The 15458-nt window shown below is 61.2% G+C and carries 15 protein-coding genes; all 15 read left to right on the top strand.

Annotated features, from left to right (window positions below; translation table 11 throughout):
* Positions 1 to 43: 43 nt before the first annotated feature.
* Positions 44 to 2377, top strand: a complete 2334-nt coding sequence (nuoG, locus tag FQ746_RS07455; RefSeq protein ID WP_144108306.1) for an NADH-quinone oxidoreductase subunit NuoG — start codon at positions 44 to 46, stop codon at positions 2375 to 2377.
* Positions 2378 to 3442 (top strand): NADH-quinone oxidoreductase subunit NuoH, encoded by a 1065-nt coding sequence (gene nuoH / locus FQ746_RS07450; protein ID WP_144108305.1) that lies wholly within the window; start codon positions 2378 to 2380, stop codon positions 3440 to 3442.
* A gap of 15 nt (positions 3443 to 3457) precedes the next feature.
* Positions 3458 to 3946 carry an NADH-quinone oxidoreductase subunit NuoI gene (gene nuoI / locus FQ746_RS07445; RefSeq protein WP_012432383.1) on the top strand — a complete coding sequence of 163 codons (489 nt, stop codon included), beginning with the start codon at positions 3458 to 3460 and terminating at the stop codon, positions 3944 to 3946.
* A 235-nt stretch (positions 3947 to 4181) separates the two neighbouring features.
* The gene (locus tag FQ746_RS07440; RefSeq protein ID WP_144108304.1) at positions 4182 to 4865 is read left to right on the top strand and encodes an NADH-quinone oxidoreductase subunit J; all 684 of its coding nucleotides are present in this window, start codon (positions 4182 to 4184) and stop codon (positions 4863 to 4865) included.
* A 20-nt stretch (positions 4866 to 4885) separates the two neighbouring features.
* Positions 4886 to 5191, top strand: a complete 306-nt coding sequence (nuoK, locus tag FQ746_RS07435; protein WP_006052894.1) for an NADH-quinone oxidoreductase subunit NuoK — start codon at positions 4886 to 4888, stop codon at positions 5189 to 5191.
* 17 nt (positions 5192 to 5208) lie between these two features.
* Entirely contained in the window at positions 5209 to 7305 is a 2097-nt protein-coding gene (nuoL, locus tag FQ746_RS07430) for an NADH-quinone oxidoreductase subunit L (RefSeq protein ID WP_144108303.1), read from the top strand.
* A 14-nt stretch (positions 7306 to 7319) separates the two neighbouring features.
* Complete coding sequence (locus FQ746_RS07425; protein ID WP_144108302.1) at positions 7320 to 8810, top strand: NADH-quinone oxidoreductase subunit M; 1491 nt, start codon at positions 7320 to 7322, stop codon at positions 8808 to 8810.
* A 25-nt stretch (positions 8811 to 8835) separates the two neighbouring features.
* Entirely contained in the window at positions 8836 to 10308 is a 1473-nt protein-coding gene (gene nuoN, locus FQ746_RS07420) for an NADH-quinone oxidoreductase subunit NuoN (RefSeq protein WP_144108301.1), read from the top strand.
* Positions 10308 to 10604, top strand: a complete 297-nt coding sequence (locus FQ746_RS07415) for a DUF2818 family protein (RefSeq protein WP_144108300.1) — start codon at positions 10308 to 10310, stop codon at positions 10602 to 10604. The genes nuoN and FQ746_RS07415 overlap by 1 nt, the downstream gene beginning before the upstream one ends.
* Before the next feature lie 43 nt (positions 10605 to 10647).
* Complete coding sequence (locus FQ746_RS07410) at positions 10648 to 11250, top strand: NUDIX domain-containing protein (protein WP_144108299.1); 603 nt, start codon at positions 10648 to 10650, stop codon at positions 11248 to 11250.
* A gap of 241 nt (positions 11251 to 11491) precedes the next feature.
* Positions 11492 to 11773, top strand: a complete 282-nt coding sequence (locus tag FQ746_RS07405) for a hypothetical protein (protein ID WP_144108298.1) — start codon at positions 11492 to 11494, stop codon at positions 11771 to 11773.
* A 14-nt stretch (positions 11774 to 11787) separates the two neighbouring features.
* Complete coding sequence (locus FQ746_RS07400) at positions 11788 to 12312, top strand: helix-turn-helix transcriptional regulator (protein WP_144108297.1); 525 nt, start codon at positions 11788 to 11790, stop codon at positions 12310 to 12312.
* 256 nt (positions 12313 to 12568) lie between these two features.
* The gene (locus FQ746_RS07395) at positions 12569 to 13006 is read left to right on the top strand and encodes a DUF1178 family protein (protein ID WP_144108296.1); all 438 of its coding nucleotides are present in this window, start codon (positions 12569 to 12571) and stop codon (positions 13004 to 13006) included.
* 48 nt (positions 13007 to 13054) lie between these two features.
* Positions 13055 to 14251 (top strand): acyl-CoA dehydrogenase family protein, encoded by a 1197-nt coding sequence (locus FQ746_RS07390; protein ID WP_144108295.1) that lies wholly within the window; start codon positions 13055 to 13057, stop codon positions 14249 to 14251.
* 10 nt (positions 14252 to 14261) lie between these two features.
* A complete protein-coding gene (locus FQ746_RS07385; RefSeq protein WP_144108294.1) occupies positions 14262 to 15422 on the top strand; it encodes an acyl-CoA dehydrogenase family protein in 1161 nt (386 codons plus the stop codon).
* Positions 15423 to 15458 lie beyond the last annotated feature (36 nt).

The raw sequence follows: 15458 nt of genomic DNA, 5'->3' as shown, positions 1-15458 counted from the left end.
AGCGAACGATTGAGCGGTAACAGGTTAAGGAAGATTGACCATCATGGTTGAACTTGAAATAGACGGCAAGAAAGTCGAGGTGCCTGAAGGCAGCATGGTGATCCAGGCTGCGCATAAGGTCGACACGTACATCCCTCACTTCTGCTATCACAAGAAGCTGTCGATTGCGGCCAACTGCCGGATGTGTCTGGTCGATGTCGAAAAGATGCCGAAGGCGGTGCCCGCGTGTGCCACGCCGGTATCGGCCGGCATGATCGTGCGCACCAAGTCCGAGAAGGCGGTGAAGGGCCAGCAGGCCGTGATGGAATTCCTGCTGATCAACCACCCGCTCGATTGCCCGATCTGCGACCAGGGCGGCGAATGTCAGCTGCAGGATCTGGCGGTCGGCTACGGTAAATCCGGCTCGCGTTACAGCGAAGAAAAGCGCGTGGTGTTCCACAAGAACGTCGGCCCGCTGATCTCGATGGAAGAAATGTCGCGTTGCATTCACTGCACGCGTTGCGTCCGTTTCGGTCAGGAAGTGGCCGGTGTGATGGAACTGGGCATGTTGGGCCGCGGCGAACATTCGGAAATCACGTCGTTCGTCGGCAAGACGGTCGACTCCGAAATGTCCGGCAACATGATCGACCTGTGTCCGGTCGGCGCGCTCACCAGCAAGCCGTTCCGCTACAGCGCCCGCACGTGGGAGCTGTCGCGCCGCAAGTCGGTCAGCCCGCACGATTCCGTCGGCGCGAACCTGGTAGTGCAAGTCAAGAACAACCGTGTGATGCGGGTGCTGCCGTTCGAAAACGAATCCATCAATGAATGCTGGATTTCGGACAAGGACCGCTTCTCATACGAAGGCCTGAACAGCCCGGAACGTCTCACGCAGCCCATGCTCAAGCAGGGCGGCGAATGGGTCGAGACCGACTGGCAGACCGCGCTCGAATACGTGGTGAAGGGGTTGAAAGGCATCAAGGCCGATCACGGCGCAACGGCGCTGGCGGCTTTGGGCAGCGTCCACAGCTCCGTCGAAGAACTGTTCCTGCTGAAGCAACTCGCGAGCGCCGTCGGCACGCCGAACGTCGACTTCCGTCTGCGTCAGTCGGACTTCTCGGCCCCGGTCGAAGGCACGCCGTGGCTCGGTACGGCCATTGCCGATCTGTCCACGCTGGACTCGGCGCTCGTCATCGGCTCCGATCTGCGTCGCGATCATCCGCTGCTGGCCGCGCGTCTGCGTCAGGCTGCGCGCAACGGCACGAAGCTCACCTTGGTGCAAGCGACCAACGACGACGCGCTGATTCCGCAGGCGCAACGCGTCGTGGCCGCACCGTCGGCATGGCTCGACGCGCTCGCCGGTATCGCCGGCGCCGTGTCGGAAGCGAACGGCACCGCGTTGCCGGAAGCGTTCGCCGGCACGCAGCCGACCGACGCGAACAAGCAGGTCGCCAAGTCGCTCGCGACCGGTGTGAGCCGTCTGGTGCTGCTCGGCAACGGCGCGGTTCGTCATCCGCAATTCGCAGCGATTCACGCCGCGGCGCAATGGATTGCCGACGCGACCGGCGCGACGCTGGGCTTCCTGACCGAAGGCGCGAACACCGTCGGCGCACACCTGGTGAACGCACTGCCGGGCGAGGGCGGTCTGAACGCCCGCGAAGTGTTCGAACAACCGCGTAAGGGCTATGTGCTGCTCAACGTCGAACCCGAGTTCGACACGGCGAATCCCGCTCAGGCTCTGGCCGCGCTGAACCAGGCCGAGATGGTCGTGGTGCTGTCGCCGTTCCAGACCGGTGCCGAGTATGCCGACGTGCTGCTCCCCATCGCACCGTTCACCGAAACGGCCGGTACGTTCGTCAATGCCGAAGGTACCGTGCAGACGTTCAACGGCGTCGTGCGTCCGCTGGGCGATACGCGTCCGGGCTGGAAAGTGTTGCGCGTGCTGGGCAGCCTGCTCGGCCTGCCGGGTTTTGAATTCGACACCTCCGAAGAAGTGCGCACGGCAGCCCTCGGCGCCGGCGAACTGACTTCGCGTCTGTCGAACAAGACGAGCGTTGCCGTGGTACGCAGCCAGGCCGCCAGTCTGACTGACGGCGCGTTCGAGCGTATTGCCGACGTCCCCATCTATCACGCCGATGCGCTGGTGCGTCGGGCGCCTTCGCTGCATCTCACCGCAGCGGCGCGCGCGGCGAACTCGGTTGGTTTGCCGGCCGGGTTGTTCGACAAGCTGGGTTTGAAGGAAGGCGACGCAGTGCGCGTGCGTCAGGGCGAGCACGCGGTGCAGTTGCCGGCCGTGCGCGATGCGAATCTTGCGGAGACGGTCGTCCGCGTATCGGCGGCGACGCCTGCCGGTGCAGCGCTGGGCAGCCTGTTCGGTGAACTGCTGGTGGAGAAGGCGTAAATGAGCTTGTTCGATACGATCAACTCGGGCGGCACCCAGCTCCTCGGTGTGGCATGGCCCACGGTGTGGGCACTGGTGCGCATTCTGGTGGTGGCCGTCGTCATCCTGCTGTGCGTCGCGTACCTGATTCTCTGGGAGCGCAAGCTGATCGGCTGGATGCACGTGCGTCTCGGCCCGAACCGCGTCGGCCCTGCCGGTTTGCTGCAGCCGATCGCCGACGTGCTGAAGCTGTTGCTCAAAGAAGTGATTCAACCGGCGCAGGCGAGCCGCTGGATCTACATGATTGCGCCGATCATGGTGGTGGTACCGGCCTTCGCCGTCTGGGCGGTGATTCCGTTCCAGGCGGGCGCGGTGCTGGGCGACATCAATGCAGGCCTGCTGTACGCCATGGCGATTTCGTCGATCGGCGTGTACGGCGTGATTCTGGCCGGCTGGGCGTCGAACTCGAAGTACGCGTTCCTCGGTGCGATGCGCGCCGCGGCGCAAATGGTGTCGTACGAAATCTCGATGGGCTTCGCGCTCGTCGTCGTGCTTATGACCTCCGGCAGTCTGAATTTGTCGGACATCGTCGGTTCGCAGGAACGCGGCATTTTCGCCGGCTACGGGCTGAACTTTCTGTCGTGGAACTGGCTGCCGCTGCTGCCGATGTTCGTCGTGTACTTCATCTCGGGCATCGCCGAAACGAACCGTCACCCGTTCGACGTGGTGGAAGGGGAGTCGGAAATCGTCGCGGGTCACATGATCGATTACTCGGGGATGGCGTTCGCGCTGTTCTTCCTCGCCGAGTACATCAACATGATCGTCATCTCGGCGTTGGCTGCAACCCTGTTCCTCGGCGGCTGGAGTGCGCCGTTCGGTTTCCTGTCGTTCATCCCGGGCATTTTCTGGCTCGTGCTGAAAGTCTTCTTCCTGTTGTCGGTGTTCATCTGGGCGCGCGCCACGTTTCCGCGCTATCGCTATGACCAGATCATGCGTCTGGGCTGGAAGATTTTTATTCCGGTCTGCGTGGTCTGGCTGGTGGTGGTCGGCTTCTGGATCATGTCGCCGTTGAACATCTGGAAATAAAGGGCGGATGAACCTATGACCGCAATCCAAAATTTTTTCAAGACCTTCTTTCTGACAGAACTGCTGAAGGGTCTGGCGTTGACGGGACGTTATACGTTCCAGCGCAAGGTGACCGTGCAGTTCCCGGAAGAGAAGACCCCGATCTCGCCGCGTTTTCGCGGTCTGCATGCGCTGCGCCGGTATGAGAACGGCGAAGAACGCTGCATCGCCTGCAAGCTGTGCGAAGCGGTGTGCCCGGCGCTGGCCATCACGATCGAATCGGAAACCCGTGCGGACAATACGCGCCGTACGACCCGCTACGACATCGACCTGACCAAGTGCATCTTCTGCGGTTTCTGCGAGGAAAGCTGCCCGGTCGACTCGATCGTCGAAACGCACATTCTCGAGTATCACGGCGAGAAGCGCGGCGATCTGTATTTCACGAAGGACATGCTGCTGGCCGTCGGCGATCGCTATGAAGCGGAAATCGCTGCGAACAAGGCAGCGGATGCGCCATACCGTTGAAGCACGGCAGTAGCAGGCAGCATCTAAAGCGATACGAGAAGCAGCACCAGAAGCAGTACCAAACGCAATACCAGACGCAGTACCCAAGCAAGTAGCACCACGGCCTGTTGTCGGGCCGAACGCCGTGGCCCGTCGCCACGGCACGGCGCACCCGTGTGGATGTTTCCGGCAGTCCTGCCGGGCACGGGTGCCAAAGAACCAAGCCTGACAATGGCCTAACGATGAACCGGTAATCATGGAATTCACGACCGTACTGTTCTACATCTTCGCGCTGCTCCTGGTTGTGTCAGGGCTGAAGGTGATCACCGCGCGCAACCCGGTGTCGTCCGCACTGTTTCTGGTGCTGGCGTTCTTCAACGCAGCCGCGATCTGGATGCTGTTGCAGGCCGAGTTCCTGGCAATTCTGCTGGTGCTGGTGTACGTCGGCGCGGTGATGGTGCTCTTCCTGTTCGTCGTGATGATGCTGGACATCAATATCGACGTGCTGCGCAAGGACTTCCGCCGCTTCGTGCCGATGGCGACTCTCGTGGGCGCGATCATCGTGGTCGAAACCGCGCTGATTCTGTGGCACGGCTACGGCGCGACCGCCACCGCGTTGCGAGATACGACGGCGGCCGCCAACGGAATGGGCGACTGGTCGAATACGCGCCTGATCGGCAAGGTCATCTACACCGACTACATCTTCGCGTTCGAAGTAGCCGGTCTCGTGTTGCTGGTGGCGATCATCGCGGCGATCTCGCTGACCACCAGCCATAAGAAAGACAGCAAGCGCCAGAAGGTCAGTGACCAGGTCAAGGTGCGTGCTCAGGACCGCGTGCGCGTCGTGAAGATGCCATCGGAAAAAACCGCGGCGACCGTCGCGGCGGAAGAAGCCGCGGCAGCGGCAACAGCCGACTCGGCACCAGCCAAAAACAGCTGAGCGGACAGGAGATAGAAACCATGTTGACCCTTGCTCATTACCTCGTCCTAGGCGCGATCCTGTTTGCGATCAGCATCGTGGGCATTTTCCTGAACCGTCGCAATGTCATCATCATCCTGATGGCAATCGAACTGATGCTGCTGGCGGTCAATACCAACTTCGTCGCTTTCTCGCATTATCTGGGCGACGTGCATGGTCAGATTTTCGTCTTCTTCGTGCTGACGGTAGCGGCGGCGGAAGCGGCGATCGGCCTTGCGATTCTGGTGACCCTGTTCCGTAGCCTCGACACGATCAATGTCGAGGATCTCGATCAGCTCAAAGGTTAATTTCAGGGAAAGCGGTTATGTCCACGATACTCAATGAAAACCTGCTGCTGGCGATCCCGCTGGCACCGCTGGCCGGGTCCCTGATTGCGGGGCTGTTCGGAAAAACGGTCGGGCGCGCCGGCGCGCATTCGGTCACGATCCTCGGCGTCGCGATCTCGTTCATCCTCTCGGGTGTGGTCTTCTTCCAGGTAATGGACGGCGCGAGTTTCAACGCCACCGTCTACGAATGGATGCAGATCGGCCAGTCGAAGTTCGAAGTCGGCTTTCTCGTCGACTCGCTCACCGCGATGATGATGTGCGTCGTGACCTTCGTGTCGCTCATGGTGCACGTCTACACGATCGGCTACATGGCCGAAGACGACGGCTACCAGCGCTTCTTCTCGTACATCTCGCTGTTCACGTTCTCGATGTTGATGCTCGTGATGAGCAACAACTTCCTGCAACTGTTCTTCGGCTGGGAAGCGGTGGGGCTCGTGTCCTACCTGCTGATCGGCTTCTACTTCACGCGTCCGACCGCGATCTACGCCAACATGAAGGCGTTCCTCGTGAACCGCATCGGCGACTTCGGGTTCCTGCTGGGTATCGGTCTGCTATTCGCCTTCGCCGGTTCGATGAACTACGGCGACGTGTTCGCGAAGCGCACCGAACTCGCGGCGCTGTCCTTCCCGGGTACGGATTGGGGTCTGCTGACGGTGGCCTGTATCTGCCTGTTCATTGGCGCAATGGGTAAGTCGGCGCAGTTCCCGCTGCACGTCTGGCTGCCCGATTCGATGGAAGGCCCCACGCCGATCTCCGCGCTGATTCACGCGGCGACCATGGTGACCGCCGGTATCTTCATGGTGACGCGTATGTCGCCGCTGTTCGAACTGTCGGATAGCGCGCTGTCGTTCGTCACGGTCATCGGTGCGATTACCGCGCTGTTCATGGGGTTCCTTGGTATCGTCCAGAACGACATCAAGCGTGTGGTCGCTTATTCCACGCTGTCGCAACTGGGGTACATGACGGTGGCGCTCGGCGTGTCGGCTTACCCGGTCGCCGTATTCCACCTGATGACGCACGCGTTCTTCAAGGCGCTGCTGTTCCTCGGCGCCGGTTCGGTCATCATGGGCATGCACCACGACCAGGACATGCGCAACATGGGCGGCCTGCGCAAGTACATGCCGATCACGTGGATCACGTCGCTGGTCGGCTCGCTGGCCCTGATCGGTACGCCGTTCTTCTCGGGCTTCTATTCGAAAGACTCGATCATCGACGCGGTGAAGTTGTCCCACCTGCCGGGTTCGGGTTTCGCGTACTTCGCCGTGGTCGCGAGCGTGTTCGTTACTGCGCTCTATTCGTTCCGTATGTACTTCATGGTATTCCACGGCAAGGAGCGTTTCCGCGGTCCGAAGCATCCGGAATCGCCGATGGGCATCGAAGCCGCCGCGCACGCACACGATGCGCACGGTCACGACGCACATGGCCACGACGCGCACGGCCACGACGCGCACGGCCATGGTCACGACGACCACGCACATGAACCGCACGAAACCCCGTGGGTCGTCTGGGTCCCGCTTGTCCTGCTGGCCATTCCTTCGCTCGTGATCGGTGCGATCGGTATCGGTCCGATGCTGTACGGCGACTTCTTCCAGCACGGCGTCGCGTTCGACAAGGTGATCTTCATCGGCGCGAATCACCCGGCGCTGCATGAGATGGCCGACGAGTTCCAGGGCTGGGCGTCGATGGGCTTCCACTCGATTGCGGGTCTGCCGGTCTGGCTGGCGCTCGCAGGCGTGGTGGTGGCGTGGTTCCTGTATCTCGTGCGTCCTGATCTGCCCGCGGTCGTCAAGCGCGCGTTCGGTCCCGTCTACACGCTGCTCGACAACAAGTACTACCTCGACAAGATCAACGAGGTGGTGTTCGCCCGCGGTGCCGTGGCCATCGGCCGTGGTCTGTGGAAGGAAGGCGACGTGGTGGTGATCGACGGCATCGTCAACGGCAGCGCGCGCTTCATCGGCTGGTTCGCCGGTGTGATCCGCTTCCTGCAGTCGGGCTACATCTACCACTACGCGTTTGCCATGATTATCGGCATGCTGGGGCTCCTGACCCTGTTTGTAACGCTCGGCGGCAAATAAGGCGAGGGACACTAATGCACGCTTATCCGATTCTCAGCATTGCGATATGGTTACCGATCCTCGTCGGTCTGCTGGTTCTGGCGGTCGGTAACGACCGCAACCCGGCACCGGCCCGCTGGATCGCGCTGATCGGCTCTGTCGCCAGCTTCATCGTGACATTGCCGCTGATTACTGGTTTCGATTCGAGCACCGCCGATCTTCAGTTCGTCGAGAACGCGAACTGGATCGAGCGATTCCACATTGCATACCATCTCGGCGTCGACGGCATCTCGATGTGGTTCGTGGTGTTGACTGCATTGATCACGGTAATCGTCGTCATTGCCGCGTGGGAAGTCATTACGAAGAACGTGGCGCAATACCTGGCCGCTTTCCTGATCCTCTCCGGGATCATGGTCGGCGTGTTCAGCGCGGCCGACGGCATGCTGTTCTACGTGTTCTTCGAAGCGACGCTGATTCCGATGTACATCATCATCGGTGTGTGGGGCGGGGCGAACCGCGTGTATGCGGCGTTCAAGTTCTTCCTGTACACGCTGATGGGCTCGCTGCTGATGCTGGTCGCGCTGCTGTATCTGTACGTCGAGACCGGCACCTTCGATCTGGCCACGTGGCAGCACGCGCCGATCGCGATGACGCCTCAGATATTGATCTTCATCGCGTTCTTCATGGCCTTCGCGGTGAAAGTGCCGATGTGGCCCGTGCACACGTGGTTGCCCGACGCCCACGTCGAAGCGCCGACCGGCGGCTCGGTCGTGCTGGCGGCCATCATGCTGAAGCTCGGCGCGTATGGTTTTCTGCGCTTTTCGCTGCCTATCGCGCCGGACGCCAGCCACTTTCTCGCGCCGGTGGTCATCACGCTGTCGCTGATTGCGGTCATTTATATCGGTCTGGTCGCGATGGTGCAGGCCGACATGAAGAAGCTGGTCGCGTATTCGTCGATTGCCCACATGGGTTTCGTCACGCTCGGCTTCTTCATCTTCAATCAGCTCGGCATGGAAGGCGCCGTCGTCCAGATGATCTCGCACGGTTTCGTCTCGGGCGCGATGTTCCTGAGCATCGGCGTGCTGTACGACCGTATGCATTCCCGCCAGATCGCCGATTACGGCGGTGTCGTCAACGTGATGCCGAAGTTCGCGGCGTTCGCGATGCTGTTCTCCATGGCCAATTGCGGCTTGCCGGGCACCTCCGGGTTCGTCGGCGAATTCATGGTGATTCTCGCGGCCGTGCAATACAACTTCTGGATCGCGGGCGGCGCAGCCGTCACGTTGATTCTCGGCGCGGCCTACACGCTGTGGATGTACAAGCGCGTGTACTTTGGCGCGATCGCCAACGATCACGTGAAGACGCTTCTCGACATCAACCGTCGTGAGTTTTTCATGCTGGCAGTGCTCGCTGCACTGACGCTGTTCATGGGCCTGTATCCGAAGCCCTTTACCGATGTGATGCACGTATCCGTGGAAAACCTCCTCTCCCACGTTGCGCAGTCGAAACTGCCGTTGCCTCAGTAACGCAGAGCGGAGGAATCAAAACACCATGCAAAACGCCCCTATGACTGCCCTGTTGCCCGACGCGCTGGTGATGCTCGCCGTAGTGCTCGCGTGGCTCAACGACACGTTCGTCGGCCAGGCCGGTCGCCGTACCACGTTCTTCATTGCGTTCTTCGGGACGCTGATTTCCGGCATCTGGTTCGCGGTCAACGCGTTCGACCCGCAAGTGCATTACTTCTTCGGCCACATGTACGTGGTCGATTCGTTCGCGAGCCTGATGAAGGCCGTCGTGACGCTCGGTTATGCCGTGTCGATCGTGTATTCGCGCACCTACCTCGACGATCGCGGCCTGTTCCGCGGCGAGTTCTTCCTGCTGGGCATGTTCTCGTTGCTCGGCCAACTGGTGATGATCTCGGGCAACAACTTCCTGACGCTTTATCTCGGTCTGGAGTTGATGTCGCTGTCGCTGTACGGCGCGATTGCGTTGCGTCGTGACGCAGCGCCGTCGAACGAAGCCGCGATGAAGTATTACGTACTCGGCGCGTTGGCATCCGGCTTCCTGCTGTACGGTATCTCGATGCTCTACGGCGCGACCGGTTCGCTCGATCTGAACGAAGTGTTCAAGGCAATTGGTACCAGCCACTACGATCCGAGCGTGCTGCTGTTCGGCGTGATCTTCGTCGTGGCCGGCGTGGCGTTCAAGATGGGTGCCGTGCCGTTCCACATGTGGGTGCCGGACGTGTACCAGGGTGCACCGACGGCCATGACGCTGATGGTCGGCGGCGGTCCGAAAGTGGCGGCGTTCGCCTGGGGCTTCCGCTTCCTCGTGATGGGTTTGCTGCCGCTCGCCGTCGAGTGGCAGGAAATGCTGGTGATTCTGGCGGCGCTGTCGCTGATCGTCGGCAACATTACGGGTATCGTGCAGCGTAACGTCAAGCGTATGCTCGCTTATTCCGCGATCTCGAACATGGGCTTCGTGCTGCTCGGCCTGCTTGCCGGCGTGGTCGACCACAAAACGGCGGGCGCCGCGAGCGCCTATGGTTCGGCCATGTTCTACAGCATCGTGTATCTGGTCACGACGCTCGGTACGTTCGGCGTGATCATGTTGCTGGCGCGGCGCGACTTCGAAGCGGACACGCTCGAAGACTTCAAGGGTTTGAATCAACGCAGCCCGGTGTTCGCGTTCGTCATGATGGTGATGATGTTCTCGCTCGCCGGCATTCCGCCCGCGGTCGGTTTCTATGCGAAGCTTGCGGTGCTGCAGGCAACCATGAACGCCGGTTTGACTTGGCTGACGGTGCTGGCCGTGATCACGTCGCTGTTCGGGGCGTTCTACTACCTGCGTATCGTGAAGCTGATGTACTTCGACGATCCGCAAGACAAGTCGCCGATCCTCGCCGATTCGAGCACGCGCGCTTTGCTCACGCTGAACGGCGTGGCGGTGCTGGTGCTCGGCCTCGTGCCGGATCCGCTGCTGAAGGCCTGTCTGCAGGCCATCCAGCACACGCTGCTGCTCTAATGTCGGCTGCGGGCTGGTTTATCGTATTGTTGGCGCTGGTCGGCGCCAACCTGCCGTTCCTGAATCAACGTCTGGTCGCCGCGGTGCCCTTGAAGGCGATCAGAAAGAGCGCGTGGATCCGGATCGGCGAACTGATCGTGCTGTACTTCGCTGTCGGTGCGGTCGGTTTTCTGCTGGAAGCGCGCGCGGGGAACCGGTTCGTACAGGGATGGCAGTTCTACGCCATTACCTTCGCGTTGTTCGTCGTGTTCGCCTTCCCCGGCTTCACCTTCCAGTATCTCGTCAAACGCCGCTGACGGCTTTCTGCCGTCGCGCATCAGGCCGTCCAGAGGTCCATCCATGTCCGAGTCTGAACTTCCTGCTGAACTACCCGATCACGACGCTGCGCTGACCGAGACCTGTCTCGACAGCAAGACGATTCATCAGGGTCCGTTCCTGACACTCAAGTGCGACACGGTCCGCTTGCCGGACGGCAAGCAGGCGACCCGCGAGTATGTTCAGCACCCGGGCGCCGTCATGATCATTCCGTTGTTCGACGATGGCCGGGTATTGCTTGAAAGCCAGTATCGGTACCCGATGGGTAAGGTGATGGTCGAGTATCCGGCCGGCAAGCTCGACCCGAACGAAGGTGCACTGGCCTGCGCGAAGCGAGAGTTGCTGGAGGAAACCGGCTATTCGGCTCGCGAGTATGTTTATCTCACGCGCATCCACCCGATCATTTCGTACTCGACCGAATTCATCGATATTTACCTCGCGCGCGGACTGACCGCGGGCGAACGCAAGCTCGACGAGGGCGAGTTCCTCGAACTGTTCACGGCGACGGTGCCCGAGGTGTCCGAATGGATTCGTACGGGCAAGATCACGGATGTGAAGACGGTGATCGGCACGTTCTGGCTTGAGAAAATTCTGTCGGACACCTGGCCGATGCCGCAAAACCAATGACGCACTAACGCGACTTAAGATTCCTCTGAAAGCCTCTGCCGATCGACGATCGGCAGAGGCTTTTTTCTTGGGTTTGTCCTATGCCATCAGGCCGTCTCGTCTCGCAGCGGTCGCCGCTCTACCATCGATCTTTCGAAAGAGGTGAGGTAACGCGGCTGAAAAACGATGCCTCGCCGGAAACAGGTCAGCACATGGTTGTCGATTGACAACCATGTGCTGACGCGTTAAATTGGAGGCATGGATGGTTCGACAAACTCATTCAAAAAAAGAAATTGAGGCGGCTTTGGTGTACGCCGAAAGCAAGGGCTGGCGTATTCGAAGCGGCGGCAAAGGGCATGCGTGGGGAAAACTGTACTGTCCGGTCAATAGTGCAGAGTGCCGGTGCGGCGAGTTCTGTATATCGAGCGTGTGGAGTACGCCCAAGAATGCAGGTAACCACGCCAAACATCTGCGGCGTATTGTCGATAACTGCACGGCCCTCGTCGTGCAGTGCGCCGAGGGCGTCGGCACGCAACTGAATTGAAGCAGGAGGAAATAATGGAATATGTGTTCACGCTGAAGTATCGACTCGCTCCGGAAGACGCCGACCTCGACGCGATCGTCGAACGTCTTGGCGAAGCCGGGTGCGACGACGCCACAATCGGCATCGGGCAACCGGGGCGCATCGCGCTGGTCTTCACGCGCGAAGGTCCGTCGGCGTTCGGCGCGCTCATCAGCGGACTCGAGGACGTGAAGCGGGCGGTCCCCACGGCGAGTCTCGTCGAGGCCGGTCCCGACTTCGTCGGCCTGACCGACGTTGCCGATGTCGCCGGTGTATCGCGTCAAAACATGCGCAAGCTGATGTTGAGTCACCCGACCGACTTTCCTGCACCGGTTCACGAGGGCAGTGCGTCGGTCTGGCATCTGTCCGACCTGCTCGACTGGCTCGTCACGCGCGGCGGATACGACATTGCACCCGACGTCTTCGACGTGGCGAAATCAGCCAAACAGATCAATCTGGTTAAGGCAGCGCGGCAGATCGAGCCGCGCGTGAATCGGCAGATCGAACGCCTCGTCGCCTAAGCCGTAGGCGTGCGCAGCGGCGTGTGCAACGGCGTGCGCAACGGCGTGCGCAGCAGCCCATGTAACGGCTTGTGAATAAGGCGCAAAACCAGCGCGGGCGGCTTCGGCAGCGCTTTCTATAGCGGGTTAGAATCGCGCACCGTTGACGCGTTGCCGGTCCTATCCGGTGCCGCTCAATCACCCGCAAAATTTTGCGAACGACCGTTCATAAAATTTCCTGTTTTGCGCTAAACTGGCACCCAAGCCCTGATTCCACATGAAGGTCCTCGATTTACAGTGTCCACATGGCCATCGGTTCGAAGGCTGGTTTGCTTCGGCGGATGACTTCGAATCGCAGCAGTCGCGCAAGCTCGTCGCGTGTCCTGTCTGCGGTGCAAACGAGGTGAGCCGGTTGCCTTCGGCGCCGCGCCTGAATCTGTCGGGTTCGACACAGGCAAAGGCGCCGGTTGCGGTAACCGACAGGCAGGCGGACATGCAAGCGCGTGCGATGCGTGCGTTGCGCGAGGTACTGGAAAAGACCGAGAACGTGGGCGACCGCTTCGCCGAGGAAGCAAGGCGCATCCATTACAACGAAGCGCCCGCACGCGACATTCGTGGTGTCACCACGCCCGAAGACGCGAGAGCCTTGGTCGAAGAAGGCATCGAAGTGATGCCGCTGCCTGTTCCGGCCGCCCTGAAAGAACCGCTGCAATAACGCAGTGGCTCTCTGGCCGCAGGAGGTAGCGGCCAGGAGACACTACGCATGAATCTGGATTATTCCTCCGCCGAGAGCGCATTCCGCGCCGACATCCGCGCGTGGCTCGAAGCCAATCTGCCAGCCGAACTCAGTCACAAGGTACTCAACCACAAGCGTCTCGCTCGCGAAGATTTCGCGAACTGGCACAAGCTGCTCGGTACGCGCGGCTGGTCGGTCATCGCATGGCCAAAAGAATATGGCGGCCCCGGCTGGGACGCTACCCAACGGCATATCTGGGAGGAGGAGTGCGCAAGAATCGGCGCCCCTTCGGTACTGCCGTTCGGCGTATCGATGGTGGCCCCGGTGCTGATGAAGTATGGCAACGAGGCGCAGAAGCGCCACTATCTGCCGCGAATCCTCGACGGCACGGACTGGTGGTGCCAGGGCTACTCGGAGCCGGGTTCCGGTTCCGACCTGGCCTCGCTCCGAACCCGAGCCGAACGCGTTGGCGACCACTACGTCGTGAATGGCCAGAAGACCTGGACCACGCTCGGCCAATATGCCGACATGATGTTTTGCCTCGTGCGCACCGACAGCGGCGCTAAAAAGCAGGAAGGCATCTCATTCCTGCTGATCGACATGAAAACGCCGGGTATCACCGTGCGCCCGATCATCACGCTCGACGAAGATCACGAAGTCAACGAAGTCTTTTTCGAAGACGTCGAAGTGCCGCTCGACAATCTGGTCGGCGAAGAAAACCGTGGCTGGACCTACGCGAAGTATCTGCTGGGACACGAGCGCACGGGTATCGCGCGAGTCGGTCAGTCCAAGCGCGAACTCGTGTTTCTGAAACGCCTCGCGCTCGATCAGAAAAAGAACGGCAAGCCGCTCCTGCAGGATCCGGTGTTCGCCGCTAAAGTCGCGAGTCTCGAGATCGAACTGATGGCGCTCGAGGTCACCGTGCAACGCGTGGTCGCCAATGAAGCAGGCGGGCGCGGTCCGGGTCCGGAAGCGTCCATGCTCAAGATCAAGGGCACGGAAGTGCAGCAGGCGCTGACCGAATTGATGTTCGAAGCAGTCGGCCCACTGGCAGCGCCGTTCGACGTGGTGTTCCTCGAAGGCGAACGCAAGCACAGTCTGGCCGGCGACGATGACGCTGCGCCGCTTGCCGCGTACTACTTCAACTTCCGCAAGACGTCGATTTACGGCGGCTCGAACGAAATTCAAAAGAACATCATCGCGCAGATGATTCTCGGCCTTTGAGGAGCGGCGCATGGACTTTACTTTCAACGACGAACAGCAGCAACTGTCCGACGCGCTGCGTCGCTATCTCGACAAGAACTACGGTTTCGAAGCGCGCCAGGCGATCGTGCAATCCGCCGCCGGCGTGTCGGCCACGCATTGGACCGCGCTGACCGAACTGGGTTTGACCGCGTTGCCGGTGCCGCAAGCGCAAGGGGGCTTCGACGGTAGTCCCATCGACATGCTGGTGGTCATGCAGGAACTCGGCCGTGCTCTGGTCGTCGAGCCTTACTGGTCGACCGCGGTGGGTATCGAGGCGCTGCGGCTCGCCGGCGAGCCGGGCGAAGGCGCGGACGCCGCGTTGCTCGAACGCGCGGCGCTGGGCGAGATCAAACTGGCCGTCGCATTTCACGAACCGCATGCGCGCTACGATCTGTTCGATGTCGAAACCACCGCGAGCGAAAGCGCCAATGCAAGCCCAGGCGCAAGTGAAACAAACGGGCAGCACACGCTGAACGGCACGAAGTCGGTCGTTCTGCACGGCGCGCAAGCCGACTACCTGATCGTGCCCGCGCGACAGAACGGCGAGATAGCGCTCTTCGTCGTGGCGCGCGACGCGGCCGGCCTCACGGTTACCGACTATCGCACCATCGACGGCCAGCGGGCGGCCACGCTCGCGTTGGCAGGCACGCCCGCGCGGCGCCTGGCCGGCCAGCACTCGGGTGCCGCGGCGCTCGAACATATCGCCGATTACGGCACGCTCCTGCTCTGCGCGGAGGCCATCGGCGCGCTCGACGCGTTGAATCTCGCCACCGTCGATTACACGAAAACACGCCAGCAGTTCGGCCAGCCTATCGCGCGCTTCCAGGCCTTGCAGCATCGCATGGTCGAGATGCTGATTCATGCCGAGCAGGCCCGCTCCGTCACCTACCTCGCCGCCATGCGCTACGGCAGCGAGAACGCCGACGAGCGTCGCCGCGCCGTGTCCGCCGCGAAGGTCCGTGTCGGTCAGGCCGCGCGTTTCGTCGGTCAGCAAGCGGTGCAACTGCACGGCGGCATGGGCGTGACGAACGAGGTGGCCGCAGCGCATCTGTTCAAACGGCTCGCTATTATCGAAACGACGTTGGGCGACGTAGACCATCATCTGGCGCGGTTCTCCACGCTGCCCGGATTCGCCACGGCCGACGTCTGACTGCGCGCGCCAAACCCTAACTCCGGAGGCACCACG

It is taken from the genome of Paraburkholderia sp. BCC1886, assembly GCF_900996245.1.
Classification (GTDB): Bacteria; Pseudomonadota; Gammaproteobacteria; order Burkholderiales; family Burkholderiaceae; genus Paraburkholderia.
This window is presented reverse-complemented; position numbering and strand designations above follow the sequence as displayed.